Genomic DNA, 23,539 nt, shown 5'->3' with positions numbered 1-23,539 from the left:
TTCACCTGTTCCGGGAGGTCCCGAGAACCCGGTGGAACTCCGGGCGTTCGGGGTCGGCGGCGTCGGGCCGTGCACCGGCAAGGGCGCAGCCGACCGCCCGGGGGACCCATCACGTCGTCTTCCTCGATCGGTTCGCCATCGGTCACACGCGATTCGACGCTAGGCCGTGGCCAGAGTTGAGGTGGACCGCGTAATACCGCTGCGCGACGTCAGGCGCGTACGGGGTGTTCTTCCTCGCGCGGATGTCGCGGTCGCGCTCGGTCCACGTCCGCCGTCCGGCCGGTGTGGTGCCCGCCCACTCGTGCTGCCATGCGACTTGCTCCACGGGCATCGACCACGGCATTTCCGCGAATCTTCCCGGCGGTGTGCCCAACGCGTCGAGCTGCTCGGTCAGCGGAGGTCCGGTGAGGCTGGGGTAGATCCGGATGTGCGCAAGCCCGCAGGGATGCTGCGGGGTGCTTCGCCACGCGCCGAAGAGCGCGCCGTTGACCAACACTCCCCAGTCCTCGGCGAGCAGCTCCTGCCGCAGGTCCTGCAGCGTCGTGAACACATCGGGGCCGTGGCCGTCGATCCGGCCGAACGGTCCGCGCAGTCGCAGGTGCACGCCGCCTTCCGGCCGCCGCCCCCACTCCGCGACGCCTCGGTGCATTTCCGAGCGCTTCGAGCCGTCCGGCGAAGGTCCGATCAAGGGCACCGGTTCGGAGTGGGTGAGTTCCGGTGCAGTGGCCGCGATCGTCCGCTGTTCGCGCTCGTCCCGCTCCCCTCCACTTCTCGCCGCCGCGCCTGCTCCGGATCGTCCGGAACGGCGTTCGAATTCCGTCCAGGTGAGCCCGTCCGGCGGGATGGTGCCCGCCCATTCCTTGTGCCAGAGCGTCTGCTCGATCACCGAACCGCTGCGGACCAGGGCCGGATCGTCCGGCATGTCCAACGCATCGACCGGATCGGCGGCGGGCGGCCCGGTCAGGCTGGGGTAGATCCGGACCTGCGCGAGACCGCACGGATGCTCCGGAGTTCCACCCCACGCCTCCCTCCGAGCCGCGTTCACCAGCACCCGCCAGCCGTCGTCGTGCAGCATCTCGCGGATCGCCAGCAGCGCCGCGAACACGTCGGGCGCCTTGACCGTGATGTCGCTGTCCGGTGGCGGTCCCACCATCGTCATCTGGACCCGGCCGTCGTCCGCGAGGAACCAGCTCAATTCGGCCCGCTGGATCGTCATCGCGTCCGGATCGTCCGGCAACGGCCCGGCGACGTGGATGCTCCGGGTGTTCTCCGCGCCTTGCGCTTGCTCGTGCATCGATCCTTACCGCCTGTAACCGTTGTTCCGGAGAGCCTCGGCGTTCCGCATGTTCTCGGCCCGCTGCGCTTGCAGTTGCGGGGAATCCAGCTGTTCGAGGCGGCTTTCCTCTTCTTGCCCTCGCTTCAGGGCGGCCTCGATCTCCAGCCGTTTCGAGTCGGTGAGCGGAACCCATTCACCTTGACCGGGTCGCCCACCGCGCGTATCCGGCGTGTCGTAGTCCTGGATCGCGTCGGATGTTTCCCAGTCCGGATTTTCGTAGTCGAGAACGTAGTCGTCCGTCCAGTCGTACCCGCGTCGGGGACGGGGCTCTTCCTTCTCCGCCGGCGGGTCCGGTTCGGGTTCCGGTTCGGGTTGGGCGGCTTTTTCGCGGGCGCGTTGGAGTTCTTCTTCGGCGGGGAGGGTGTAGCCCTCGGCGTCGTGGGTGGGGCGGGGCGGTGCCTTGGGGAGTTCCGGCTCGGGTGCGTGCTTGGCGACCTTGGCGACGCGGGCGGCGAGACCGGCCTTGGAGGCCGCGCCCGCACCGCCGCCCGCGACGGTGGCGGCGATGTTGGCGCCGGCCTTGCCCAAGGCCGCCGCCGGGTCCTTCTTCCACTCGTCGAGGGAGCCGATGGTCTGGCCCCAGCCCTCCTTGGTGGTGACCATGTGCACGACGCCTGCTCCGGCCGCGAACCCGGAGGAGATCGTCGCGGCCGGGTCGGTGATCAGGTGCAGGGGTTTCGCGACCAGGCCGAGACCGCCCATCGCCATCTCACCCAGCGCGCCGAAGCCCCCGCCCACGTAGCTCTTGCCCGCTTCGAAAAGGGCACCGCCGCTGTTGCGGAACGCATCCATCATCCGTTCCAGGAGGGAGGCTTCCGGAGCGCTCTCGGCCGCCGCCTTGAGCGCTTCGGCGGTGGCGACGCCGGACGTGCCGAACTTGCTCCTGGCTACGTTCAGCAGGGCCCGCGCTTCGGTGGTCTTGGCCGCGCCGGGGTCCTGGAACGGCGCGACCTGGTCGGTAGGCCCGGCCGCTGCCACCTGCGCCGCGTGGTCCTTCTCCGCGCGGGCGGTCTCCTGCTCGCCTTGGCGGTGCAGTTCGATCGCGCGGGCCGCCGCGTCCTGCGCGGTGCGCAGCGCTTCCGCGTGCTCGACGAGCGCCGTCGCCGCCTTCCCGAACGCCGCGGCCGCGACGTCCCAGCGCTGCTGCTCGTCGCGCACCGTCTTCCGGTACGCCTCGGCGGCCGCACCGCTCCAGGCGTGTTCGGAGTCGATGCGCTGCACCGCGGCGAGGCCGTCGGCGATGCGGCGGAACGTGTCCGCCTTGTCCTTGGTGCCCGCGACATCGCCGGGCACGAGCTCGGTGGGGTCGTCGGTGTCGCCGAGTTCCGCCGCCATCAGCGATCACCTTCCTGCGGCAGGCCCGGAGTCAGCAGCCTCGAACCGGTGACCCCGGCCGTCCACGCGTCGTCGGCGGCCTGGCCCACGGACTCGCCGACCTCGCCGAACTCCTCGCCCCAGCCGCCGTAGTCGGGCCTGCCGGCCTGCGCCAGTTCGCCCCAGCTCATCTCGCGGGCACCGGCGACCTTCTGCTGGTCCGGCGAGACGACGGTCATGAGGATCTCCTTGAACAGGCCGGAGATCTCGTCGTCCTGGCCGCGGTACTCCTTCAGGACGTCGGTGAGCTGGTCGGCCAGCTCCTGACCGGTGCGCAGCAGGCTGCCCAAGCCGTGCTCCCAGCGGAGGCAGAAGAACGCGAGCGCGTTCTGCACCTCGGAGTGCTCGCCCAGATCACCGGCGCTGAACGCCATCGAGTGCAGACCGGCGGCCGATCCCGCATCGGCGACGTACCCGCCGCCGGGTATCAGGTCGGACAGCGCCCGCACCGTCTTCTCGTGCCCGGCGATCACCGCTTCCAGCGCGGCCGGGTCGAGGCCGAAACCGTCGTCAGGCATCGCGCACCTCCGCCGCCGCCAGCACCAGCCGGTGCTGCTCGCCGGAATCGACGACGACGCCGACGTCCGGCGGCAGGTAGTGCTCGAACAGCCGCTTCGCGGGCAGCGCCACCACGTCCACGGTGCCGTCCGCGCCCGCCAAGCCCGCCGCTCCCGCGTAGTCCGCGGCGCGCTGCCGCGTCGAGAACACCGGCAGCCACTCGCGGCCGCCGAGCAGCAGCGTCGAAGCCTCCGCGGGCAGGTGCAGGGTCGACCGGCCCAAAGTCGCCAGCAGCAGCGTCGGATCCGGAGGACCCCCCGCGTCCTGCCAGCGGCGCGCCGCGAGCACCAGCACCGGTTCCGGCTCGGGCGGTGCCGATCGCTCGGGATCCGGCGTCGGAGCCGCGCTCGGCTCCGGGTCCGGCAGGGCCGCTCGGGTCGGTTCCGGGGTTCCCGTTGGTTCCGCGGTTCCCGCCGGTTCCGGAGTTCCCGCCGGTTCCGCGATTCGCGTCGGCTCCGGGGTTCGCGTCGGCTCCGGAGTTCCCGCCGGTTCCGGGGTTCGTGCCGGTTCCGATCGTTCCGGCACCGGCGAACGCACCGGTTCCGCGTCCTCTCCCGAATCCGACCACGCAGGTTCCGGCGTCCGCGCCGATTCCGGCTCTGGCGGCCAGGACCGGTCCGGTTCCGGAGGTGGCAGGCCCAGATCTCCGGACAGCCGCACCACTTCACGCATCCAGCACCCCCCAGCACTGGAGCCGCAGGTTCATCCCGCACTTCCTTCCGAGCTCCGCGGCCCGCTGTTGATCAGCGGGCAACGGCTCGGAACGCTAACAGCGCGCCGACGACCGCGTACCCGATTCGATCAACCTCGCAGAACCCGCGAATCCGGCGAGGTGAACGGCTCATTCGGGCGCGTCCGATCGGCCCAACGGACCGTTCGTGCGGGCCGAACGGGGAACGCGCCCGCGGCGTCAGGTGCGGAGGGAAGCCAGGAAGCGGATCCAGTGGTGCGCGGCGAACACGAGGAGACCGGCGTCGGGGGACTTCGAATCTCGGACCGCCACCACCGGGCCGTCGGCGGCCACCTCGACGCAGTTCGCCGTGCTGGCACTCCGGCTGGACTTCCGCCAGCCAACCTCGACGCAGTTCGCGGAGCTGTTGCTGCGGCTGGACTTGCGCCAACCGAACGCGATCTCGACGCAGTTCGCCGTGCTGTTGCTGCGGGTCGACTTGCGCCAACCGAAGGCGATCTCGACGCAGTTCGCGGTGGTCGCGCTGCGCGAGGACTCGCGCCAACCGTCACCCGATCCAGGACTGCCCATGGAATGAGCGTGGCAGCGCATCGGCCCTCTGCCCAGCGTCGCCCCGCCGCCGGAGCAGCGAACCACCGGGAATCCCACCCGGAAGCACCATCACCGAGGGCGTGAATCTCCCACCGCAGCGAGGAAATCGGCCCACCGCTCGCCGGACACCGCCAGCACCGGACCACCCGGGTCCTTCGAATCGCGGACGCCGACGATCTGGCCGCCCAGCGCGACCTCGACGCAGTTGGCCTTGCTCGCACTGCGGCTGGATTTTCGCCAAACAACCTCGTCAAACCGAGAAAGTTTCATGTCCGAAGCATGTCACTGCCCTGCTCAGCCTGAACAGCCATCTGGCGCAACTGAGCCACGGACTCGTCTGGAGCCAGCGCACAGCCACTGAGCTTCTCCCAAGCGAGCCGGTATGCATCGAGCTGCTCGTCCTCTTCGAGAATCAGAGACGAAGCAATCAGCTCAAGCCAGATCAAGCTCAATTCACCGTCGTACTCCACGATGATGAACGCGCCCGCAGCGCCAGGATGCAGACCTGCACTCGTAGGCACGATCTGGACCGTCACGTTCGGCCGCGAGGCTTCCTCGGCCAAATGATGAAGCTGCCGAACGAGGCAGCCCCTATCACCGAACGGCCTAGCCAAAGCCGCTTCTTCGATCAGCACATGCAAGTGCAGCGGCTCCGGCCGCGACAACAGCGCACGCCGCGCCGTGCGGCTCGCCACCCGCTCTTCGATTTGGTCGACACTGAGGCCGTCGCTGGTACCCGCGATAACCGCTCTGGCGTATTCCGACGTCTGCAGCAGACCAGGAATGACCATCGGGTCGTAGTACCGTAACCCCGTCGCTTCGTCCTCGAAGTCGCTCCAGGTCTGCCAGTCCGCCGGGAAGTGCGCGTTGCGCGTGCGCAACCAGCTGCGCTGTTCCGCGTGGCGCGCGATGTCGAGGAGTTCGACGCGGCGCTGCTGCGTCACCTGGTGGAAGTCGAGCAGCTTCTCCAGGTCGTCCAGGTAGATGCCGATCTCGCAGGTCTCGATCCGGTTGATCTTGCTACCGGACATGCCGAGCTCCTTGCCGACTTCAGCGGCGCTGACGCCCTTCTCGGCCCGAATCTTGCGCAGGGTCTGCGCCAGACGACGGGACCGGGCGGACGGTCCGGGGCGGCGAGGCATCAACGATCTCCTGTCGTTGCGAGGAATGTGCCCTCAGCCTGGCAGGAATGATCAGCTTTCGCGATCACTCGATCGCGTAATTGCGCACCTTCTTGCGTTCACGCAATTCTTGAAAGCGTGATCCACAACCCCAGGAGGCAGTGATGGACGAGAAGATCGCGCGGTTCGGTTCCGAGAGCCCGCAGCGCGAATGGCTGTGCCGGTGCAGCGACGACGATGCAGAGCTCGCGCTCTGCACCGTCGGCGTCGCGGCCGGTGACGTGGAGGTGTTCGGGCCCGAGCTCCAGGGCTACTTCCGGTTGCGCGGCAGCGAGATCGCGGTGTTCCGGCGGGCGCTGGACGAGGCCGCGGTGCTCGCGGCGGAGGACCTGGCCCGGCGGGAAGCCCGGCCGGACGCTCAGCCCTCGAAGCGGTAACCCATGCCCGCCTCGGTGATGAGGTGGCGGGGGCGGCTGGGGTCGTCCTCCAGCTTGCGGCGCAGCTGCGCGATGTACACCCGCAGGTAGTGGAACTCGTCGGCGTAAGCGGGTCCCCACACCTCCTGCAGCAGCCGCCGTTGCGCGACGAGCTTGCCGCGGTTGCGCACCAGCACTTCCAGCATGCCCCATTCGGTGGGCGTCAGGTGCACTTCGGCGCCGGCGCGCAACACCTTCTTCGCCGCCAGGTCCACTTCGAACGCGTCGGTGCGCACCACCGGTTCGTCCTCGGCGACGGCGGACCGGGAGCGGCGGACCGCGGCGCGCAGCCGGGCCAGCAGTTCGTCCATGCCGAACGGTTTCGTCACGTAGTCGTCGGCGCCGGCGTCGAGGGCGTGCACCTTGTCGGTGGATTCGGTGCGCGCGGACAGCACGATGATCGGCAGCGTGGTCCAGCCGCGCAGCCCGGCGATCACCTCCACCCCGTCGAGGTCGGGCAGGCCGAGGTCCAGCACGACCGCGTCCGGCCGCGCTTCGGCCGCCACCCGCAGCGCCGTCATGCCGTCCGGCGCGACCGCCACCTCGTAGCCGTGCGCGGTGAGGTTGATCCGCAGCGCGCGCAGCAGCTGTGGTTCGTCGTCCACCACCAGGACCTTCGTCATCGCCCCTCCGTCGCCACCGGCAGCGCCAGCACCATGGTCAGCCCGCCGCCGGGGGTGTCCTCGGCGCGGATCGTGCCGTGCATGGCCTGCATGAAACCTTGCGCGACGCTCAGCCCGAGACCGACCCCGGGCGGGCCGGTGTCGGCGTGCCCGCCGAGTCGCTCGAACGGGGCGAACACGGTGTCCGCGGCGCCTTCGGGCAGGCCGGGGCCGTGGTCGACGATGCGCAGCTCCACCCACCGGGCGTGTTCGCTGGCGCGCACGCCGACCCGGTCTCCGCCGTACTTCAGCGCGTTCTGCACCACGTTCGCGATCACCCGTTCCAGCAGTCCGACGTCGGCGAGCACCGCGGGCAGCGACTCGTCGGTGTCCACCTCGACCCGCTCCCGCCCGTCCAATCCGGCCAGGGCGCCCGCGACGGCCTGGTCGTAGCCGACGGGGCGCAGCCGCGGCACGATCGCGCCGGTCGCCAGCCGGGACGAGTCCAGCAGGTTGTCCACCAGGTCCGCGAGCCGGTCGGCGGATTCCTCCACCCCGGCGAGCAGTTCGGCGACGTCCTGCTCGGACAGCTGCACGCCGGGCAACCGCAGGCTGCTCACCGAGGCCTTGATGGACGCCAGCGGCGTGCGCAGGTCGTGGCCGACGGCGGACAGCAGCGCGGTGCGCAGCCGGTTCGCGTCCGCTTCCCGCTGGGCTTCGGCGGCGTCGGCGGCCATCCGCTGCTGGCGCAGCGCCACCAGCGCCTGGCCCGCGGCGGCTTCCAGCACCGTGCGGTCGTCGGCGGGCAGCGCCCGGCCGTCAGGGCGGCGCAGCGCCAGGTGCACGTCCGCGGTCACCTCGATGTCCACATCGGACTGGTCGGGCCGGGCGCAGGGCGTGGTGCCGAGGGACGCCGCGATGCGCCAGCCGTCCGGCCCGCGCTCCAGCAGCGCCGCCGAGGACAGCCCGAAGTTCTCCACCAGCTTCTCCAGCAGCCGCGGCAGCGGATCGGGGTGCGCCAGCACCGTCCGCGCGTAGGACGCCAGCAGCGCCGCCTCGGTGCGCGCCCGGGCCGCCCGCTCCGCGAGCCGCGCCGCCCGGTCCACCACCACCGCCACCATCACCCCGACGCCTACCATGCCGAGCACCGTCACCAGCGTCTCCGGGGAACTGACGGCCAGCGAATGCCGCGGTTCGGTGAAGAAGAAGTTCAGCAGCCCGCCCGCCAGCAGCGCCGCCGCCACCGACGGCGCCACCCCGCCGACCAGCGCCACCACCACGGTCGCCAGGAAGTAGCCGACCACGTCGGTGGACAGCTCGAAGTCGCCGAGCAGCGCGCTGACCAGCGTCACCAGCGGCGGCAACGTGCACGCCAGCACCCAGCCCCAGCCGCGGCGGGTGCGGGACAGCGGGTTCTTCGCGGCACGGCGGAACGGGCGCGCGCCCGCCATCCCGTGCGTGACCATGTGCACGTCGATCGTGCCGGAGCGCTGCACCACCGTGGAGCCGATGCCCTCGGCGGTCAGCCGCGCCCACCGGGAGCGCCGCGAGGTGCCGATCACCAGCTGCGTGGCGTCGACGCCGCGGGCGAACTCCAGCAGCGCCTCCGGCACGTCGTGGGCGCCCCCCCGGGGGGGGGGGGGCCCCCCCGGGGGGGCCCCCCCCCGCCGCGCCCGGGCCAGGTTCGCCGGGGACGCCCCGGCAAGGCCGTCGCCGCGCAGCACGTGCACCACCTGCAGCTCGGCGCCCGCGCGGGCCGCGATGCGGCGGGCGCGGCGGATCAGCGTCTCGCTCTCCGAACCGCCGGTGATGGCGGCGACGACCCGCTCCCGCGTCTCCCACGTGTCGGTGATCTGCCGTTCCGCCCGGTAGCGGCGCAGCGCCACGTCCACCTGGTCGGCCAGCCACAGCAGCGCCAGTTCGCGCAGCGCGGTGAGGTTGCCGGTGCGGAAGTAGTTGCCCAGCGCCGCGTCCACCTTGTCGGCGGCGTAGACGTTGCCGTGCGCGAGGCGGCGGCGCAGCGCCTGCGGGGTGATGTCGGCGAGTTCGATCTGCTCGGCGCGGCGCACCACCTCGTCGGGGACCGTCTCCTGCTGGCGGACCCCGGTGATCGTCTCGACCACGTCGTTGAGGCTCTCCAGGTGCTGCACGTTCACCGTGGACAGCACGGTGATCCCCGCTTCGAGGAGTTCCTCGACGTCCTGCCAGCGCTTCTCGTTGCGCGAGCCGGGGGCGTTGGTGTGCGCGAGCTCGTCGACGACGGCGACCTGCGGGCGGCGGGCCAGCACGGCGTCCAGGTCGAGTTCGGCGGCCTGGACGCCGCGGTGCAGCTCGCGGCGGCGCGGCACCTGCTCCAGCCCGGCCAGCAGGCGTTCGGTCTCGGCGCGGCCGTGCGTCTCCACCAGGCCGATGACGATGTCGGTGCCGCGTTCGAGCCGCCGCCGCGCCTCGCCGAGCATCGCGTAGGTCTTGCCCACGCCCGGCGCGGCGCCGAGGTAGATCCGCAGCTCGCCCCGCTTCATCCCGCGCCTCCCCGCCGACGGTGGCCGTCGGCACCGATCCTGCCGCTCCGCCGCGCGGTGCACCTGCCGCGGGTCATCCGCGGTGCTCGGCGACGGCCGCGTTGAGCGCCGGGACCGCGACCGTGCGCTCGGCGAACACGCCGCCGGAGGTGGCGGCGGCGATGAGCCGGTGCACCTCCTCGACCGGCAGCCCCGTCTCGCGGGCGACGCGCGGGGCCTGCAGCGCGGCGTAGGCGGGGCTGATGCCCGCGTCCACACCGCTGGCCGAGGCCGTCACCGCGTCCGCCGGGACCAGCTGCGGGGCGACCGCTTCGCGGGCGGCGATGCCGGTGCGCCGCTGCTGCACGGCCGCCAGCAGCTCCGGGTTGTCCGCGGCCAGGCTCGAGCCACCGGAGGTCGACGGATCACCGGGCCCGAGCGGTCCGTCCGCCGACGCCGACGGGCGGGTGTGGAAGTACGGGTCGTGCGCCGGGTCCGCGGGCACCGGGTCGATGCCGATCAGCTCGGACCCGACGACGCGCCCGTCCACCACCTGCGGCGATCCTTCGGCGTGGTCGTGCAACCCCGGCAGGTGGCCCGCTCCCCACACCGCCAGCGGGTAACACACGCCCAGCAGCACCGTGAACACCAGCAGCGCCCGCACCGCGGTCCCGGCCTGCCGCACCAACGTCGTGAACATCGCGTCTCTCCTCACTGCCTGTCTTCGAACCTGTCCGGCGGGTTGCGGCCGGTGCTCGTCAGCGGCGAAGCCGCTGAGCCGCCGACCACGCACGCAGCCGGACCACCCGCGGGTTCTCAGCGGTTCCCTCGCGAGGACAGCGATTTCGCCGTGTACGTGCCTGGTACATCAGAAATCGATCCCGCAGCGAGGGAACCGCTGAGGTTCCGCCACCCGACCCACCTCGCAACCGAAGTCCGGCGCCCCCCCCCCCGCCCGGGGGGGGGGGCGCCCCCCCACCACGAGGTCGATGAGCCAGATCCCCAAGAACGGGCTGAGCACGCCGCCGACGCCGAACAGCAGCAGGTTCCGCCGCAGCAGCGCCGCCGCGCTCGACGGCCGGTACCGCACGCCGCGCAGCGCCAGCGGGATCAGCACCACGATGATCAGCGCGTTGAAGATCACCGCGGACAGGATCGCGGAGGACGGCGTGGCCAGCTGCATCACGTTCAACCGGCCCAGCTGCGGGTAGATCGCGACGAACAGCGCGGGCAGGATCGCGAAGTACTTCGCCAGGTCGTTGGCGATGCTGAAGGTGGTCAGCGCGCCGCGGGTGATGAGCAGCTGCTTGCCGATCTCGACGATCTCGATGAGCTTGGTCGGGTCGGAGTCCAGGTCCACCATGTTCCCGGCCTCCTTCGCGGCGGCCGTGCCGGTGTTCATGGCGACGCCGACGTCGGCCTGCGCGAGCGCGGGCGCGTCGTTGGTGCCGTCCCCGGTCATCGCGACGAGCCTGCCGCCGTCCTGCTCGCGGCGGATCAGCGCCATCTTGTCCTCGGGCTTGGCCTCGGCGAGGTGGTCGTCCACACCGGCCTCGCGGGCGATGGCGGCGGCGGTGAGCGCGTTGTCGCCGGTGACCATGACGGTGCGGATGCCCATGGCGCGGAGTTCGGCGAAGCGCTCGGCCATGCCGGGCTTGACCACGTCGGAGAGCCGCACCACGCCGACGACGCGGAACGCGCCGTCCCGCTCCTCGGCGACGGCGAGCGGGGTGCCGCCGTCCCGGGCGATGCCGTCCGCGATGGTGTCCACTTCGGACTCGACGGTGCCGCCGCCCGCGCGCACCCACTCGCGGACCGCGCTGATCGCGCCCTTGCGGATGCGGCGGCCGGGCAGGTCGAGGCCGCTCATCCGGGTCTGCGCGGTGAACTCCACCGGTTCGCCGCCGTCCGGCCGGGCGGGGATCTCGTGGTGCTCGCGGCAGAACTCGACGATGCTGACGCCTTCGGGGGTCGGGTCGGCGAGGCTGGAGAGCACCGCCACCTCGGCCAGCTCGGCGTCGGTGGCCCCGCCGACCGGGACGAGCGCGGTGGCGCGCCGGTTCCCGAAGGTGATGGTGCCGGTCTTGTCCAGCAGCAGCGTGTCCACGTCCCCGGCGGCCTCCACGGCGCGCCCGGACTTGGCGAGCACGTTGCGCTGCACCAGCCGGTCCATGCCCGCGATGCCGATCGCCGACAGCAGCGCCCCGATCGTGGTGGGGATCAGGCACACCAGCAGCGCGGTCAGCGTCACCACCGGCAGCAGCCCGCCGGAGTAGCCGGCCAGCGGCTGCAGCGCGGTCACCGCGAGCAGGAAGATGATGGTGAGCGTGGACAGCAGGATCGTCAGCGCGATCTCGTTCGGCGTCTTCTGCCGCTGCGCGCCTTCGACGAGCGCGATCATCCGGTCCACGAAGGTCTCGCCGGGAGCGGTGGTGATCCGCACGACGATCCGATCGGACAGGACCGTGGTCCCGGCGGTCACCGCGGACCGGTCGCCGCCGGATTCGCGGATGACGGGGGCGGATTCGCCGGTGATGGCGGATTCGTCGACGGTGGCGATGCCCTCGACGACGTCGCCGTCGCCGGGGATCACCTCGCCCGCTTCGACGACGACGCGGTCGCCGATGCGCAGGCCGGTGCCCGCGACCCGTTCCTCGCCGTGCTCGCCGATCCGGCGGGCGACGGCCTCGGACCTGGTGCGCCGCAACGATTCCGCCTGCGCGCGGCCGCGTCCTTCGGCGACCGCTTCGGCGAGGTTCGCGAACAGCACGGTGAACCACAGCCAGGCGGCGACGGCGATGCCGAAGGCGCTGGGCTCGACGACGGCGAGCGCGGTGCTGAGCACCGAGCCGACCCACACGACGAGCATGACGGGGTTCGCCGGCTGGTGCTTCGGGTGCAGCTTGCGCAGGGCCTGCGGCAGGGCGGCGAGCAGCTGCCGCGGCCGGAACGACCCGGCGGCGACGGCGCGCCCGCGCTGCGGGGATCGCCGGTCCCCGGCGGATTCCGGGGATTCGGTCAGGACGGCGGTCATGCCAGTGCCTCCGCGATCGGGCCGAGCGCCAGCGCGGGCAGGAAGGTCAGCGCGGCGACGAGGACGACGGTGCCTGCGAGCAGGCCTGCGAACAGCGGTCCGGTGGTGGGCAGCGTGCCCGCACCGGCCGGGATGCGCCGCTGGCGGGCGAGCGCCCCGGCCAGCATCAGCACCGCCATGATCGGCAGCAGCCTGCCGAACAGCATGGCCAGCGCCAGGGTGGTCTGGAAGAAGTCGTCGGTGGCGGTGAGCCCGGCGAACGCGCTGCCGTTGTTGTTGGCGGCGGACGCGTACGCGTAGAGCACTTCGCTGAGCCCGTGCGCCCCCGAGTTCGCCATCGCCCCGGACGTGGCGGGCAGCGCGATGGCGGCGCCGGTGCCGACCAGCACCAGCGCGGGCATCACCAGGATCGACAGCGCGGCGGCGGTGATCTCCCGGCGGCCGAGCTTCTTGCCCAGGTATTCGGGGGTGCGCCCCACCATCAGCCCGGCCAGGAACACGGCGAGCACCGAGAGCACGAGGATGCCGTACAGCCCGGAACCGACCCCGCCGGGCGCGACCTCGCCGAGCAGCATGTTCAGCAGCACCGCTCCGCCGCCGAGCCCGCTGAGGCTGTCGTGCGCCGAGTTCACCGCGCCGGTGGAGGTGCCGGTGGTGGCGACGGCGAACAGCCCGGACAGGTAGGTGCCGAAGCGCGCCTCCTTGCCCTCCAGCGCACCGCCCGCGGCGAGCGCCGCCGGACCGTTCGGGTGCGCCTCGGCCCACCACACGACGGCCAGCAGCGCGGTGAACAGCCCGGCCATCACCGACAGCAGCACCCGGCCCTGCCTGCGGTCGCCGACCATGGTGCCGAAGGTGCGGGTCAGGCTCACCGGGATCAGCAGGAGCAGGAAGATCTGCAGCAGGTTGCTGACCCCGTTCGGGTTCGCGAACGGGTGGGCGGAGTTCGCGTTGAGCACGCCGCCGCCGTTGGTCCCGAGGTCCTTGATGGCCTCCTGGCTCGCGATCGGCGCGGTGGCGATGGTGTGCTGCTGCCCGTCGAGGCCGACGACGTGCAGGCCGGGCGCGAAGCTCATCACCGCGCCGAGCCCCACCAGCAGCACCGCGGCCACGGCCGCGATGGGCAGCAGGACGCGCACCACGCCGCGGGTGAGGTCCACCCAGAAGTTCCCGATCCGGTCGGTGCCGGAGCGGGTGAACCCGCGCACCAGCGCGACGGCGACGGCCATGCCGACCGCGGCGGACAGGAAGTTCTGCACGGTGAGCCCGGCGAGCTGCACGGTGTGCCCGAGCACCTGCTCCGGCACGTAGGACTGCCAGTTGGTGTTGGTCGCGAAGCTGACCGCGGTGTTGAACGCGGTGGCCGGGTCAACGGGACCGCGCCCGAAGTCCAGCGGCAGGAAGCCCTGCAGCCGCTGCAGCAGGTACAGCAGCACGACGGAGGCGAACGAGAACGCGAGCACCGCGGCCGCGTAGGTCGTCCAGCGCTGCCCGGCGTCGCCGTCGACGCGCAGCACCCGGTAGAGCCCGCGCTCCACCCGCCAGTGCCGGTCGTCGGTGTAGGCGCGCGCCATGTGGTCGCCGAGCGGCCGGTAGCAGACCGCCAGGGCGAGGACGAGGAGGCCGACCTGGGTGAGGCCGACCGCGAGGGAGGACATCAGAACTTCTCCGGCCTGATCAGGGCGACGAACAGGAAGGCGATGAGCAGCAGCGCGAGCAGGCCGCCCGCGGCGTTGGCGAGGAGGGCGATCACAACCGCTCCAGACCGCGCAGGCTCAGCGCGAGCACGAGGAACCCACCGATCAGCACGAGCGCGCAGGCGAGGTCCGCCATCTCCGCGCGCCTCCTTCGATGCGGGGCGCCCCGGTGGCGCCGTCTCCCCCACTCAACGTCGTCGCGCGGGGCGCGGACAGGGCTGCTGACGGTGGTTTGACGCGGGGAGCGGCGGTCTTGACGCGCTGCTTACGCCGGCGGCGTCCGTGGTCCGTCCGGGTGAGGGCGTGGCGTCCCTCACCGCACGTCGGTACGGACCGCGTTACGACCGCGTTACCTGCCGCGATGCGTGGGAACACCGGTATCGCTCGTGGTTTTTCGACCGTTTTGGCAGGTCTGGGCGTTGTCACGCACCGAGTTCGACACCGCGGATTGGTTTCGTCGATGCAACAAAGTAGTTACCTTGACTAAGTAAGAACCTTCGCGAAGGGAGCTACGCCATGTGCGGCATCTCCGGCTGGATCGATTTCCGCCGAGACCTCACCCGGGAACAACCGGTCATCGACGCGATGTGCGACACGATGGCCTGCCGCGGGCCGGACGGGGCGGGAACCTGGGTCCAGCCGCACGCGGCGCTCGGCCACCGGCGGCTCGCCATCATCGACCTGCCCGGCGGCGCCCAGCCGATGGAGGTCGACACCCCCGACGGCAAGGTCGGGCTCGTCTACAGCGGTGAGGCCTACAACTTCACCGAGCTGCGCGACGAACTCCGCCGCCGCGGCCACCGCTTCGACACCGACTCCGACACCGAGGTCGTGCTGCACGGCTACCTGGAGTGGGGCGCCGACGTCGCCGAGAAGCTCAACGGCATGTACGCCTTCGCCGTCTGGGACACCCGCACCGAGCAGCTGCTGTTGATCCGCGACCGGATGGGCATCAAGCCGCTGTACTACCAGCAGACCGAGAACGGCCTGCTGTTCGGCTCCGAGCCGAAGGCGATCCTGGCCAACCCCGAGGTGGAGAAGGTCGTCGACGCCGACGGGCTGCGCGAGCTGTTCTCCGTCACCAAGTCCCCCGGCCGGGCCATCTGGCAGGGCATGCGCGAGGTCGTGCCCGGCACCGTCGTCACCTTCGACCGCAACGGCCTGCGCGAGCACACCTACTGGAGCCTCGACGCCGTCGAGCACACCGACGACCAGGAAGCCAGCGTCGCGCACGTCCGCGAACTGCTCGACGACATCGTGCGCCGCCAGCTCGTCGCCGACGTGCCGCGGTGCCTGCTGCTCTCCGGTGGCCTCGACTCCAGCGCGCTGACCGCGCTGTCCGCCCAGCAGCTCGCCGCGCAGGGCGAGAAGGTCCGCAGCTTCGCCGTGGACTTCGTCGGCCAGACCGAGAACTTCCAGCCCGACGAGATGCGCGCGACCCCCGACGGCCCGTTCGTGCAGGACGTGCACAAGCACGTCGGCTCGCAGCACCAGGACATCGTGCTCGACCCGCAGGCCCTCGCCGACCCGGCCGTGCGCCGCGCCGCCGTGCAGTCCCGGGACTTCCCGATGGGCCTCGGCGACATGGACAACTCGCTGTACCTGCTGTTCAAGGCCATCCGCGGCCATTCGACCGTGGCGTTGTCCGGCGAGTCCGCCGACGAGGTCTTCGGCGGCTACAAGTGGTTCCACGACCCGAAGGTGCAGCAGGCGCGCACCTTCCCGTGGCTGGCCGCCTTCAACACCCAGCAGGCCGAGGGCCCCCGCGTCCTGGACAAGTCGGTCGCCGACACCCTCGACATCCCCGGCTACATCAGCTCGGAGTACGAGGCGGCCATCGCGGGCATGCCCACGCTCGACTCGGACAGCCCGTTCGAGGCGAAGATGCGGGAGATCAGCTACCTGCACCTGACCCGCTTCGTGCGGATGCTGCTGGACCGCAAGGACCGGATGTCGATGGCCGTCGGCCTGGAGGTCCGCGTCCCGTTCTGCGACCACCGGCTCGTCGAGTACGTGTTCAACGCGCCCTGGTCGCTCAAGACCTACGACGGCCGGGAGAAGAGCCTGCTGCGCGGCGCCTCCGCCGACGTGCTGCCGAAGTCCGTGGTGGACCGGGTGAAGAGCCCGTACCCGTCGACCCAGGACCCGGCTTACGCCGCCGAGCTGCAGAAGCAGGTCAAGGAGCTCATCTCGAACGGGGACCGGGCGCTGGAACTGCTCAACGCCGACTGGGTGCGCGAGGCCGCGAACCTCGATCCGTCCGAAGTGGACACCCCGACCCGGAACGTGTTCGAGCGCGCGCTCGACGTCTCCACCTGGTTCGACCTGCACAACCCGACCATCAAGCTCTGATCGAGCGCTGATCGGGCCGCTGGTCCGGGGGGGGGGGGGGGGGGGGGGGGGGGCCCCGGCCGCGGGGGGGCCCCCCCCCCCCCCCCCCCCCCACGGGGGGGGGGGGGGGGGGGCCGCCGGGGGCCGCGGCGGGGGGGGGGGGGCCCCCCCCCCCACCCCTGGTGAACGCCCCCACCGGTTCGGGTGCCGGTGGGGGCGTTCGCGCGTCAGCTCAACGGGATCAGCAGGCGGAAGATCGAACCGGACGGGCTCGTGGCCAGCTCCACCCGGCCGTTGTGCGCCTCCGCGATCGCCGCGGTGATCGCCAGGCCCAGGCCGGTGCCGCCCTCCGAGCGCTCGCGCCCGTCGTCCACCCGGTAGAACCGGTCGAAAATCCGCTGCGCGTGCTCCGGCGGGATCCCCGGCCCGGCATCGCTGATCGACACCACGCCCATCGCGGTGCCCGGCCGCACCTCGGCTCCCGCCGCGAACACCCCGTCGCGCGCCGAACCGTGCGCCACCTCCACCCGCACCGGCGTGCCCGGTGTCGTGTGCACCAGCGCGTTCGTCATCAGGTTCGTCAGCACCTGCCGCAACCGCGGGCCGTCCCCCAGCACCCGCACCGCGCGCTCCGGCACCACCAGCTCGATCTCGCGACCCGGGTCCCGCACCCGCGCGTCGCCCGCGATGTCGGTGGCCAGCGGCACCAGGTCCAGGTCCACCAGGTCGATCGTGCGCTCCCGGTCCAGGCGGGCCAGCAGCAGCAGGTCCTCCACCAGCGCGCCCATCCGCACCGCTTCGCTCTCGATGCGGGACATCATCATCCGCACGTCCTGCTCCCCCGGCGAGTCGCTGCGCCGGTACAGCTCGGCGAAACCGCGGATCGAGGTCAGCGGGGTGCGCAGCTCGTGCGAGGCGTCCGCGACGAACCGGCGCAACCGGTGCTCGGACTGCTCCCGCTGCTGCAGCGCGGCCACCAGCCTGCCCAGCATCGTGTTCAGCGCCGCGCCCAGCCTGCCCGTCTCCGTGCTCGGGTCCTGGTCGGCGACGCGGCGTTCCAGGTCGCCGGTGGCGATGGCGTGCGCGGTGTGCTCGATGCGGGTCAGCGGCCGCAACCCCAGCCGCACCGTCACCATCGACGCCGCCGCCAGCAGCACCACCACGATCCCGCCCACCACCAGCTCGATGATGGTCAGCCACTGCAAGGTCTGGTTGACGTCGCCGGTGGACAGCGCCAGCGCCACCTTCTCCCCGTTCGGCCGGCTCTCGGTGAGCACCCGCCAATCCGAGCCGCCGGAGCGGTCCGGCACCGTGATGATCTCGCCGACCGGACCCGGCCGGCGGATCATCGGCTGCCGCGGATCGGTCTCCGTCGGACCGGCCACCGACCACAACCGGCCTTCCTCGTCGAACAGCAGCGCCCGGAACTCGGTGGGCAGCCGCGGCCCCGAGCCGTGGTCCTCCGGTCCCTCGCCGGGCATCGGGCGCGGCCGGTCGTCCAGCCACGGGCGCGCCATCTCGTGCAGCCGCCCGTCCAGCTTGTCCAGCAGCGAATCCCGCAGCAGCAGCTGGCTGGCGAAGCCCATCGCCACCAGGCCGGTCACCGTCGCGCCGATCAGCAGCAGCAGCAACCTGCCGCGCAAGGTGCGGGTGAACCGCCGCATCCGGGTCAGCATCGGGGACGCTCCTCCGGCGGGATGCGCAGCACGTAGCCGACGCCGCGGATCGTGTGGATCAGCGCAGGCCGGGTGAAGTCGACCTTGCGGCGCAGGTAGCTGATGTAGGACTCGACGATGCGGCTGTCCCCGCCGAACTCGTAGTTCCACACCCGGTCCAGGATCTGGCCCTTGCTGACCACCTTCTCCGCGTTGATCAGCAGGTAGCGCAGCAGCTTGAACTCCGTCGGAGACAGGTTCACCAGCTGCCCGGCTCGCCGCACCTCGTAGGTCTCCTCGTCCAGCTCCAGGTCCTGGTAGCGCAGCCGCGAATCCGGTTCGGCGACCTGCTCCGGCTGGGCGCGGCGCAGGATCGCGCGCAACCGCAGCACCACCTCGTCCAGGCTGAACGGCTTCGTCACGTAGTCGTCGCCGCCCGCGGTGAGCCCCGCGATCCGGTCCTCCACCGCGTCCCGCGCCGTCAGGAACAGCACCGGCACCGCGTCCCCGCCCTCGCGCAGCCGCCGCGCCACCGTGAAGCCGTCCTGGTCCGGCAGCATCACGTCCAGCACCACGATGTGCGGGCGGAAATCGCTCGCGGCGCGCAACGCCTCGGCTCCGCTGGCGGCGCCGCGCACCTCGAAACCGCTCAGCCGCAGGGCGGCGGTGAGCAGTTCCAGGATGTTCGGCTCGTCATCGACGACCAGTACGCGCGCCGACGGCGCCTTCGCATCAACCACGGGGCAAGGATCTCTCACTCGGCTGGGGACTCGCTGAACGGATGCTGGGAACGGCCTGCGTGCCAGGACGCCCCGGGGCGCGCTCGTCGTCGAACGCGACCCGGGGCGCCCCGGCCGGCTCCGCCACCGGGCCTGCGCGCGGGCCCGGCGGCAGGGGCTCAGCCCCGGCAGTCGTAGAGACCGCCGGAGGACTGGCCGTCCTGCTCGGAGCCGGTGCCCCCGTAGGTGGCGGCGTCCACCAGGGTGCAGTGCTGCTCCACCCACTCCTGGCGCTCGGTGGCGGCACCGCCCTGGCCGCCGGGCATCCCGCCGCCCTGCGAGCGGCCGTCCTGGCCGTCCTGGGCCTGATCGTCCTGGTTCTGGCCGTCCTGGGACCGCTGCCCGGACGTGCCGCCCGGACCACCGCCACCGGGGCCGCCCATGCCGCCGAGCTGCACGAAACCGAGCTGCCCGGCCTCCTGCCAGGAGGCCAGCTGCACCACCGACGGGGCGTCGTCGCTGCCGGTGAACCCGCCCATGCCGATCACCCGGACATCGCTGTTGATGATGTAGGAGCCCGCGCCGTGCGCCCCGCCCTCGACGGCGAGCGGGATCTCCCGGTCACCGGCCTGCGCGGTCACGTACGCCAGCAGCGACTCCTGCTCGTCGGTGAGGGACTCGTCGCTCATGCCGCCGGGGCCGCCGCGGGACTGCCCGCCGCCGGGCCGCGAGTTCCGGTCCTGCGAGCCCTGGGCGTTCTGGTCCGGCCCGTCCTGCCCCCGGGAGTCCTGCCCGTCGCGCCCCGGCATGCCACCAGGACCACCACCACCGGGACCGCCGCCGCCCGGACCGCCCATGCCGGTGGACGGACCGGCCGTCGGGTTCGCCCCGCCCATGCCGCCTCCGCCGTCCGACGCGAACGCCGTCGCCGCCGACCACACGCTCGGCACCGCCAGCACCGCGGCCAGCGACAACGTCAGCGCCACCGTGCCCACGGCGCCCCTGCCGCGGCCGAGCAGCAGCGCGAGCACCGCGAGCACGCCCAGCCCGATGGCCAGGTACCCGGCCCAGCCGTTCCAGTCGGCGTTGCGGAACACCAGCACCGCCGCCCACGCCACGGTGAGCACCACGCCCAGCGGCAGCAGCAGCCACCCCTTGCCCGCGCCCGACCGGTACGACTTCCAGAACCGGACCAGCCCGGCCCCGGCCACCGCGCCGACCGCGGGCGCCAGCATCGTCGTGTAGTACGGGTGCATCGTGCCCTGGGCGAAGCTGAACATCAGCCAGATGAACACCAGCCAGCCGCCCCACAGCACCCAGCCCGCGGCCTCGAAGCGGTCGCCCGGCTCCCCGGCGCGGCGCCGCAGCACCGCCCCCACCACGACGGAGATCAGCACCAGCGCGCACAGCGGGAACAGCCAGCTGATCTGCCCGGCGAGCTGCTCGTTCGCGAACCGCAGCAGCCCGGACTCACCGGAGAAACCGCCGCCGCCACCGGGCCCGCCACCGCCAGGACCACCGCCGGAGGAGCCCCCGCCTCCGCCGTTGCCCTCGCCGCCGAAGATCCGGCCGAACCCGTTGTAGCCGAAGATCAGGTCCAGCGCGGAGCCGTCCTCGCTGCCCCCGATGTAGGGCTTCGGCGACGGCCACAGCATCGTCGCCGCCACCCACCAGAACGAGGTGACCAGCACGGTCACCGCGGCCGCCACCAGGTCCAGCGCCTTGCGCCCCCAGGGCGCCCGCCGACCCACCAGGTACACCGCGATGAACACCGGCAGCAGCATCCACGCCTGCAACATCTTCGTCAGGAACCCGCAGCCGACCAGCGCCGCCGCACCCACCAGCCACCAGGTCGCGCGGGAGGCGCGCTCCGCCGAGACGGCCCGGGTCAGCGCGTAGGCGGCGCCCAGCACCAGCAGCACCAGCAGCGTGTCCGGGTTGTTGTCCCGGTTGATCGCCACCGTGATCGGCGTCAACGCCATGACCAGCGCCGCCAGCAGCGCGGCGTGCTCCCCCGCCCACCGGCGCACCACGCGGTGCAGCAGGAACACCCCGGCGACGCCCATCACGACCTGCGGGAACAGCACCGCGAACCGGCTGAAGCCGAAGATCTTCGCGGACACCACCTGGACCCACAGCGCCATCGGCGGCTTGTCCACGGTGACCACCCCGGCCGGGTCGAACGACCCGAACAGGAAGTTCTCGAAGCTCTGCGACATCGACTTGACCGCCGCCGAGTAGTACGTGTTGCCCCAGGACGAGCCGATCCCCCACGCGTAGAGGACCGCGGCGAGCAGGCAGATCGCGCCGAGCGCGAACGGCTGCCACCGCCTCCGCCGGGGTGCGTCGACGGCGTCCGCTGCGGGTGCGCCGAGTGCGACCGTGGTCATGCTGCTTCCTTTTCGGAGGAGGGAACGGGAGTGGGCTGCGGCGTCCTCGGGCGGAACACCCAGGACCGCAGCAGTACGAAGCGCAGCGCGGTGCCGACGACCGAGGAGGCGATCAGCACCAGCACCTCCAGCCAGCGGGAGGCGTCCGGAACCGCGGCGTCGAGCGCCAGCAGCGCGCCGGAGGTCACCACGTAGTACAGGGCGAACACCACCAGCCCCTGCACGTGCACCCGCCCGGACGACGCGGCCCGCCCGACGAAGGTGAACCGGCGGTTCGCCTCGGTGTTCCACAGGGTCGTCACGGTCAGCGCCACCAGGTTCGCCACCAGCGGCGGCCACCACGACCGCAGCAGCGCGTACAGCACCGACGTGGCCACTGTGGACAAGATGCCGATGATGCCGAAGGAGAACAGCTGCCACAGCAGGCCGTTCTCCCGCTCCGCGAGCACCGCCTGCGGGTGCGCGGCGCGCGGTTCCGGTCGCCGCGGCAGGCCCTCGACGGTGGCGGCACCGGTCAGCTTCGCCCGCGCCACCCGCAGCAGCCCGGCGAGGTCGTCGGTGGCGGTCTTGGTGACGTTGACGCGGGTGTCGACGTCCTCGACCCAGTCCACCGGCACCTCGTGCACCCGCAGCCCGTTGTGCTCGGCCAGCAGCAGCAGTTCGGTGTCGAAGAACCAGGAATCGTCCTCGACCTTGCGCAGCAGCGGCCGGATCACGTCGGTGCGCGCCGCCTTGAACCCGCACTGCGCGTCGGAGAACCGCGCGCCGTGCGTCCAGCGGATCACCTTGTTGTAGGCCCGCGAGATCAGCTCCCGCTTCGCCCCGCGGATGGTGCGCGAGCCCGGCGCCAGCCGGGACCCGATGGCCAGGTCCGAATGCCCGTTGACCAGCGGCGCCACCAGCGGCAGCAGCCCGTCCAACCCGGTGGAGAGGTCCACGTCCATGTAGACCACCACGTCCGCGTCGCTGTAGCCCCACGCGGTGCGCAGCGCCAGTCCCCGGCCCTTGCGGTCCAGGTGCAGCACCCGCACGTTGGGCATCGACTCGGCCAGCTCGTGGGCGACGCGCAGCGTCCCGTCGGTGCTGGCGTTGTCGACGACCGTGATCGTCCAGTTGAACGGGAAGTCGTGCTCGAGGTGGTCCCGGAGCACGTGCAGGCACCCGGGCAGCGAACGCTCCTCGTTGTAGACCGGGATCACCAGATCGACCGTCGCCGTCTCGCGCGCCATCGCCCCCCGGCGCGCGGTCTCGACACTTCCTTGCGGCATCACGTTCATCCCTTTCCACGTTCTCCCGCTCCTGACATCACGGCCGGCAGCACTGGCGACCCGGGTTCCATGAAGCACCGCCGGGTTGTCCAGGGCCTCGGTACGAGGTGGGAGTTCGCTGGGAATCCGCGACCGCCGCGCGCGCCCGCTCCCGGCCCGGAGCGGCGGGTGCTGCACGAACGGCCGCCGGACCGGTCGAGGAGTGCGCGGCGGACGTCCAGCCGATTCCCAGCTTCGCCGTCCACCGTCGGGGCCGACGGCGAGCGGAGGAGTGACGCGGTGGAGCAGGAACGGTCCCGGGCGGCCCGGTGGGTGCTGGGCAGGAGGACGGACCCGGTGTGGGCGCGGCCGGCGCTGATCGCGGTGCTCGCGGTCGCGGCGGTGCTCGACACCTGGGCGCTGTCGATCAACGAGTGGGCGAACACGTACTACTCGGCGACGGTGCTGGGCATGACGCAGAGCTGGAAGGCGTTCTTCTACGGCTCGCTGGACGCGGCCTCGTTCATCACCGTGGACAAGCCGCCGCTGGCGCTGTGGGTGCAGGCGCTGTCGGCGCGGGCGTTCGGCTTCAACACGTGGAGCCTGCTGGTGCCGCAGGCCGTGTTCGCCGTGCTCACCGTGGCCGTGGTGCACCACCTGGTGCGGCGTTCCTTCGGGCACGCCGCGGGCCTGCTGGCGGCGCTGGTGCTGGCGGTGACGCCGATCGCGGTGGCGATGGCGCGGCACAACAACCCGGACGGGCTGCTGGTGCTGCTGACCGCGCTCGCGATCTGGGGCGCGTCCAACGCGATCCGCTCCGGGAAGCTCTCGCCGCTGGTGTGGAGCGCGGTGGCGATCGGCCTCGCGTTCAACGTCAAGATGCTGCAGGCGTACTTCGTCGTCCCGGTGATCGCGGTGGTGTACCTGGTGGCGGCCCGGCCGCGGTGGCCGCGGAAGCTGCTGAACCTCGGCGTCGCCGGGCTGGTGCTGGCCGGGGTGAGCGCCTCGTGGCTGGTCGCGGTGGACGCGGTGCCCGCCGCCTCGCGGCCCTACGTCGGCGGCAGCACGGACAACACGGTGCTGGACCTGCTGCTCGGCTACAACGGGCTCGGGCGGGTGCTCGGGCAGAACCACATCATGTCGCCCGGGATGACCGGCGGCGGCGGTGGCGGCGGGATGCCGGGCGGGATGCCGCCCGGCGGTGGCGGCCCCGGCG

20 protein-coding genes are annotated in these 23,539 nt (G+C 72.1%); 3 read left to right on the top strand and 17 right to left on the bottom strand.

What is annotated here, in order from left to right:
- Positions 1 to 142: 142 nt before the first annotated feature.
- The 7 genes from LCD31_RS14680 to LCD31_RS14650 form a co-directional block, all read right to left on the bottom strand.
- Positions 143 to 1,294: a hypothetical protein gene (locus LCD31_RS14680; protein WP_224958766.1), complete on the bottom strand. Its 1,152-nt coding sequence runs from the start codon at positions 1,292 to 1,294 to the stop codon at positions 143 to 145.
- Positions 1,295 to 1,300: 6 nt separating this feature from the next.
- Positions 1,301 to 2,671 carry a putative T7SS-secreted protein gene (locus LCD31_RS14675; protein ID WP_224958765.1) on the bottom strand — a complete coding sequence of 457 codons (1,371 nt, stop codon included), beginning with the start codon at positions 2,669 to 2,671 and terminating at the stop codon, positions 1,301 to 1,303.
- Complete coding sequence (locus LCD31_RS14670) at positions 2,671 to 3,228, bottom strand: hypothetical protein (RefSeq protein ID WP_224958764.1); 558 nt, start codon at positions 3,226 to 3,228, stop codon at positions 2,671 to 2,673. The genes LCD31_RS14675 and LCD31_RS14670 overlap by 1 nt, the downstream gene beginning before the upstream one ends.
- Positions 3,221 to 3,562: an SseB family protein gene (locus LCD31_RS14665; RefSeq protein WP_224958762.1), complete on the bottom strand. Its 342-nt coding sequence runs from the start codon at positions 3,560 to 3,562 to the stop codon at positions 3,221 to 3,223. Before LCD31_RS14665 ends, LCD31_RS14670 begins: the two co-directional genes overlap by 8 nt.
- Positions 3,563 to 4,178: 616 nt before the next feature.
- Positions 4,179 to 4,529 (bottom strand): DUF397 domain-containing protein, encoded by a 351-nt coding sequence (locus LCD31_RS14660; protein WP_224958759.1) that lies wholly within the window; start codon positions 4,527 to 4,529, stop codon positions 4,179 to 4,181.
- A 90-nt stretch (positions 4,530 to 4,619) separates the two neighbouring features.
- The gene (locus LCD31_RS14655; protein ID WP_224958756.1) at positions 4,620 to 4,820 is read right to left on the bottom strand and encodes a DUF397 domain-containing protein; all 201 of its coding nucleotides are present in this window, start codon (positions 4,818 to 4,820) and stop codon (positions 4,620 to 4,622) included.
- Positions 4,817 to 5,692: a helix-turn-helix transcriptional regulator gene (locus LCD31_RS14650; protein ID WP_224958754.1), complete on the bottom strand. Its 876-nt coding sequence runs from the start codon at positions 5,690 to 5,692 to the stop codon at positions 4,817 to 4,819. The genes LCD31_RS14655 and LCD31_RS14650 overlap by 4 nt, the downstream gene beginning before the upstream one ends.
- Positions 5,693 to 5,835: 143 nt before the next feature.
- Between LCD31_RS14650 and LCD31_RS14645 the strand changes: the two genes are divergently transcribed.
- On the top strand, positions 5,836 to 6,108 hold the full coding sequence (locus tag LCD31_RS14645) for a hypothetical protein (RefSeq protein WP_224958753.1): 273 nt from the start codon (positions 5,836 to 5,838) through the stop codon (positions 6,106 to 6,108).
- Here LCD31_RS14645 and LCD31_RS14640 read toward each other — a convergent pair.
- The 6 genes from LCD31_RS14640 to kdpF form a co-directional block, all read right to left on the bottom strand.
- Complete coding sequence (locus tag LCD31_RS14640; RefSeq protein WP_224958751.1) at positions 6,090 to 6,770, bottom strand: response regulator; 681 nt, start codon at positions 6,768 to 6,770, stop codon at positions 6,090 to 6,092. The two genes, LCD31_RS14645 and LCD31_RS14640, sit on opposite strands and share 19 nt — an antisense overlap.
- On the bottom strand, positions 6,767 to 9,271 hold the full coding sequence (locus LCD31_RS14635; RefSeq protein WP_224958750.1) for a DUF4118 domain-containing protein: 2,505 nt from the start codon (positions 9,269 to 9,271) through the stop codon (positions 6,767 to 6,769). The genes LCD31_RS14640 and LCD31_RS14635 overlap by 4 nt, the downstream gene beginning before the upstream one ends.
- A 73-nt stretch (positions 9,272 to 9,344) precedes the next feature.
- Complete coding sequence (locus LCD31_RS14630; RefSeq protein WP_224958749.1) at positions 9,345 to 9,950, bottom strand: potassium-transporting ATPase subunit C; 606 nt, start codon at positions 9,948 to 9,950, stop codon at positions 9,345 to 9,347.
- 168 nt (positions 9,951 to 10,118) lie between these two features.
- On the bottom strand, positions 10,119 to 12,284 hold the full coding sequence (gene kdpB, locus LCD31_RS14625; RefSeq protein WP_224958748.1) for a potassium-transporting ATPase subunit KdpB: 2,166 nt from the start codon (positions 12,282 to 12,284) through the stop codon (positions 10,119 to 10,121).
- The gene (kdpA, locus tag LCD31_RS14620; protein WP_224958747.1) at positions 12,281 to 13,942 is read right to left on the bottom strand and encodes a potassium-transporting ATPase subunit KdpA; all 1,662 of its coding nucleotides are present in this window, start codon (positions 13,940 to 13,942) and stop codon (positions 12,281 to 12,283) included. Before kdpA ends, kdpB begins: the two co-directional genes overlap by 4 nt.
- Complete coding sequence (kdpF, locus tag LCD31_RS14615) at positions 13,942 to 14,037, bottom strand: K(+)-transporting ATPase subunit F (RefSeq protein WP_224958746.1); 96 nt, start codon at positions 14,035 to 14,037, stop codon at positions 13,942 to 13,944. Before kdpF ends, kdpA begins: the two co-directional genes overlap by 1 nt.
- Positions 14,038 to 14,497: 460 nt before the next feature.
- Here kdpF and asnB point away from each other — a divergent pair, with 460 nt between their 5' ends.
- Positions 14,498 to 16,333, top strand: coding sequence for an asparagine synthase (glutamine-hydrolyzing) (asnB, locus tag LCD31_RS14610; RefSeq protein ID WP_224958745.1), 1,836 nt, complete (start codon positions 14,498 to 14,500; stop codon positions 16,331 to 16,333).
- Between the two features lie 206 nt (positions 16,334 to 16,539).
- On the opposite strand, the gene LCD31_RS14605 is transcribed toward asnB, so the two are convergent.
- The 4 genes from LCD31_RS14605 to LCD31_RS14585 all read right to left on the bottom strand — a co-directional run bounded on the left by LCD31_RS14605 (position 16,540) and on the right by LCD31_RS14585 (position 22,344).
- Positions 16,540 to 17,988: a cell wall metabolism sensor histidine kinase WalK gene (locus tag LCD31_RS14605; RefSeq protein WP_224958744.1), complete on the bottom strand. Its 1,449-nt coding sequence runs from the start codon at positions 17,986 to 17,988 to the stop codon at positions 16,540 to 16,542.
- Positions 17,982 to 18,707, bottom strand: a complete 726-nt coding sequence (locus LCD31_RS14600) for a response regulator transcription factor (RefSeq protein ID WP_224958743.1) — start codon at positions 18,705 to 18,707, stop codon at positions 17,982 to 17,984. The genes LCD31_RS14605 and LCD31_RS14600 overlap by 7 nt, the downstream gene beginning before the upstream one ends.
- 158 nt (positions 18,708 to 18,865) lie before the next feature.
- Positions 18,866 to 21,076, bottom strand: a complete 2,211-nt coding sequence (locus LCD31_RS29375) for a glycosyltransferase family 39 protein (protein WP_304614692.1) — start codon at positions 21,074 to 21,076, stop codon at positions 18,866 to 18,868.
- Positions 21,073 to 22,344: a glycosyltransferase gene (locus tag LCD31_RS14585; protein WP_374108021.1), complete on the bottom strand. Its 1,272-nt coding sequence runs from the start codon at positions 22,342 to 22,344 to the stop codon at positions 21,073 to 21,075. Before LCD31_RS14585 ends, LCD31_RS29375 begins: the two co-directional genes overlap by 4 nt.
- Before the next feature lie 279 nt (positions 22,345 to 22,623).
- On the opposite strand from LCD31_RS14585, the gene LCD31_RS14580 reads away from it, so the two are divergent.
- Positions 22,624 to 23,539, top strand: a 916-nt coding sequence (locus LCD31_RS14580; RefSeq protein ID WP_224958739.1) for a glycosyltransferase family 39 protein, incomplete at its 3' end; no start/stop codon positions are given.

It is taken from the genome of Saccharopolyspora sp. 6M (assembly GCF_020176775.1).
In the GTDB taxonomy this organism is placed as follows: Bacteria; Actinomycetota; Actinomycetes; order Mycobacteriales; family Pseudonocardiaceae; genus Saccharopolyspora_C; species Saccharopolyspora_C gregorii.
This window is presented reverse-complemented; position numbering and strand designations above follow the sequence as displayed.

Coding starts and splice junctions, on each gene's coding strand:
- LCD31_RS14650 (WP_224958754.1), bottom strand. CDS start 5,692: ATGCCTCGCCGCCCCGGACCGTCCGCCCGGTCCCGTCGTCTGGCGCAG.
- asnB (WP_224958745.1), top strand. CDS start 14,498: ATGTGCGGCATCTCCGGCTGGATCGATTTCCGCCGAGACCTCACCCGG.
- LCD31_RS14585 (WP_374108021.1), bottom strand. CDS start 22,344: ATGCCGCAAGGAAGTGTCGAGACCGCGCGCCGGGGGGCGATGGCGCGC.
- LCD31_RS14635 (WP_224958750.1), bottom strand. CDS start 9,271: ATGAAGCGGGGCGAGCTGCGGATCTACCTCGGCGCCGCGCCGGGCGTG.
- LCD31_RS29375 (WP_304614692.1), bottom strand. CDS start 21,076: ATGACCACGGTCGCACTCGGCGCACCCGCAGCGGACGCCGTCGACGCA.
- kdpA (WP_224958747.1), bottom strand. CDS start 13,942: ATGTCCTCCCTCGCGGTCGGCCTCACCCAGGTCGGCCTCCTCGTCCTC.
- LCD31_RS14675 (WP_224958765.1), bottom strand. CDS start 2,671: ATGGCGGCGGAACTCGGCGACACCGACGACCCCACCGAGCTCGTGCCC.
- LCD31_RS14645 (WP_224958753.1), top strand. CDS start 5,836: ATGGACGAGAAGATCGCGCGGTTCGGTTCCGAGAGCCCGCAGCGCGAA.
- LCD31_RS14680 (WP_224958766.1), bottom strand. CDS start 1,294: ATGCACGAGCAAGCGCAAGGCGCGGAGAACACCCGGAGCATCCACGTC.
- LCD31_RS14670 (WP_224958764.1), bottom strand. CDS start 3,228: ATGCCTGACGACGGTTTCGGCCTCGACCCGGCCGCGCTGGAAGCGGTG.
- LCD31_RS14655 (WP_224958756.1), bottom strand. CDS start 4,820: ATGAAACTTTCTCGGTTTGACGAGGTTGTTTGGCGAAAATCCAGCCGC.
- LCD31_RS14605 (WP_224958744.1), bottom strand. CDS start 17,988: ATGCTGACCCGGATGCGGCGGTTCACCCGCACCTTGCGCGGCAGGTTG.
- kdpB (WP_224958748.1), bottom strand. CDS start 12,284: ATGACCGCCGTCCTGACCGAATCCCCGGAATCCGCCGGGGACCGGCGA.
- LCD31_RS14660 (WP_224958759.1), bottom strand. CDS start 4,529: ATGGGCAGTCCTGGATCGGGTGACGGTTGGCGCGAGTCCTCGCGCAGC.
- LCD31_RS14630 (WP_224958749.1), bottom strand. CDS start 9,950: ATGTTCACGACGTTGGTGCGGCAGGCCGGGACCGCGGTGCGGGCGCTG.
- LCD31_RS14640 (WP_224958751.1), bottom strand. CDS start 6,770: ATGACGAAGGTCCTGGTGGTGGACGACGAACCACAGCTGCTGCGCGCG.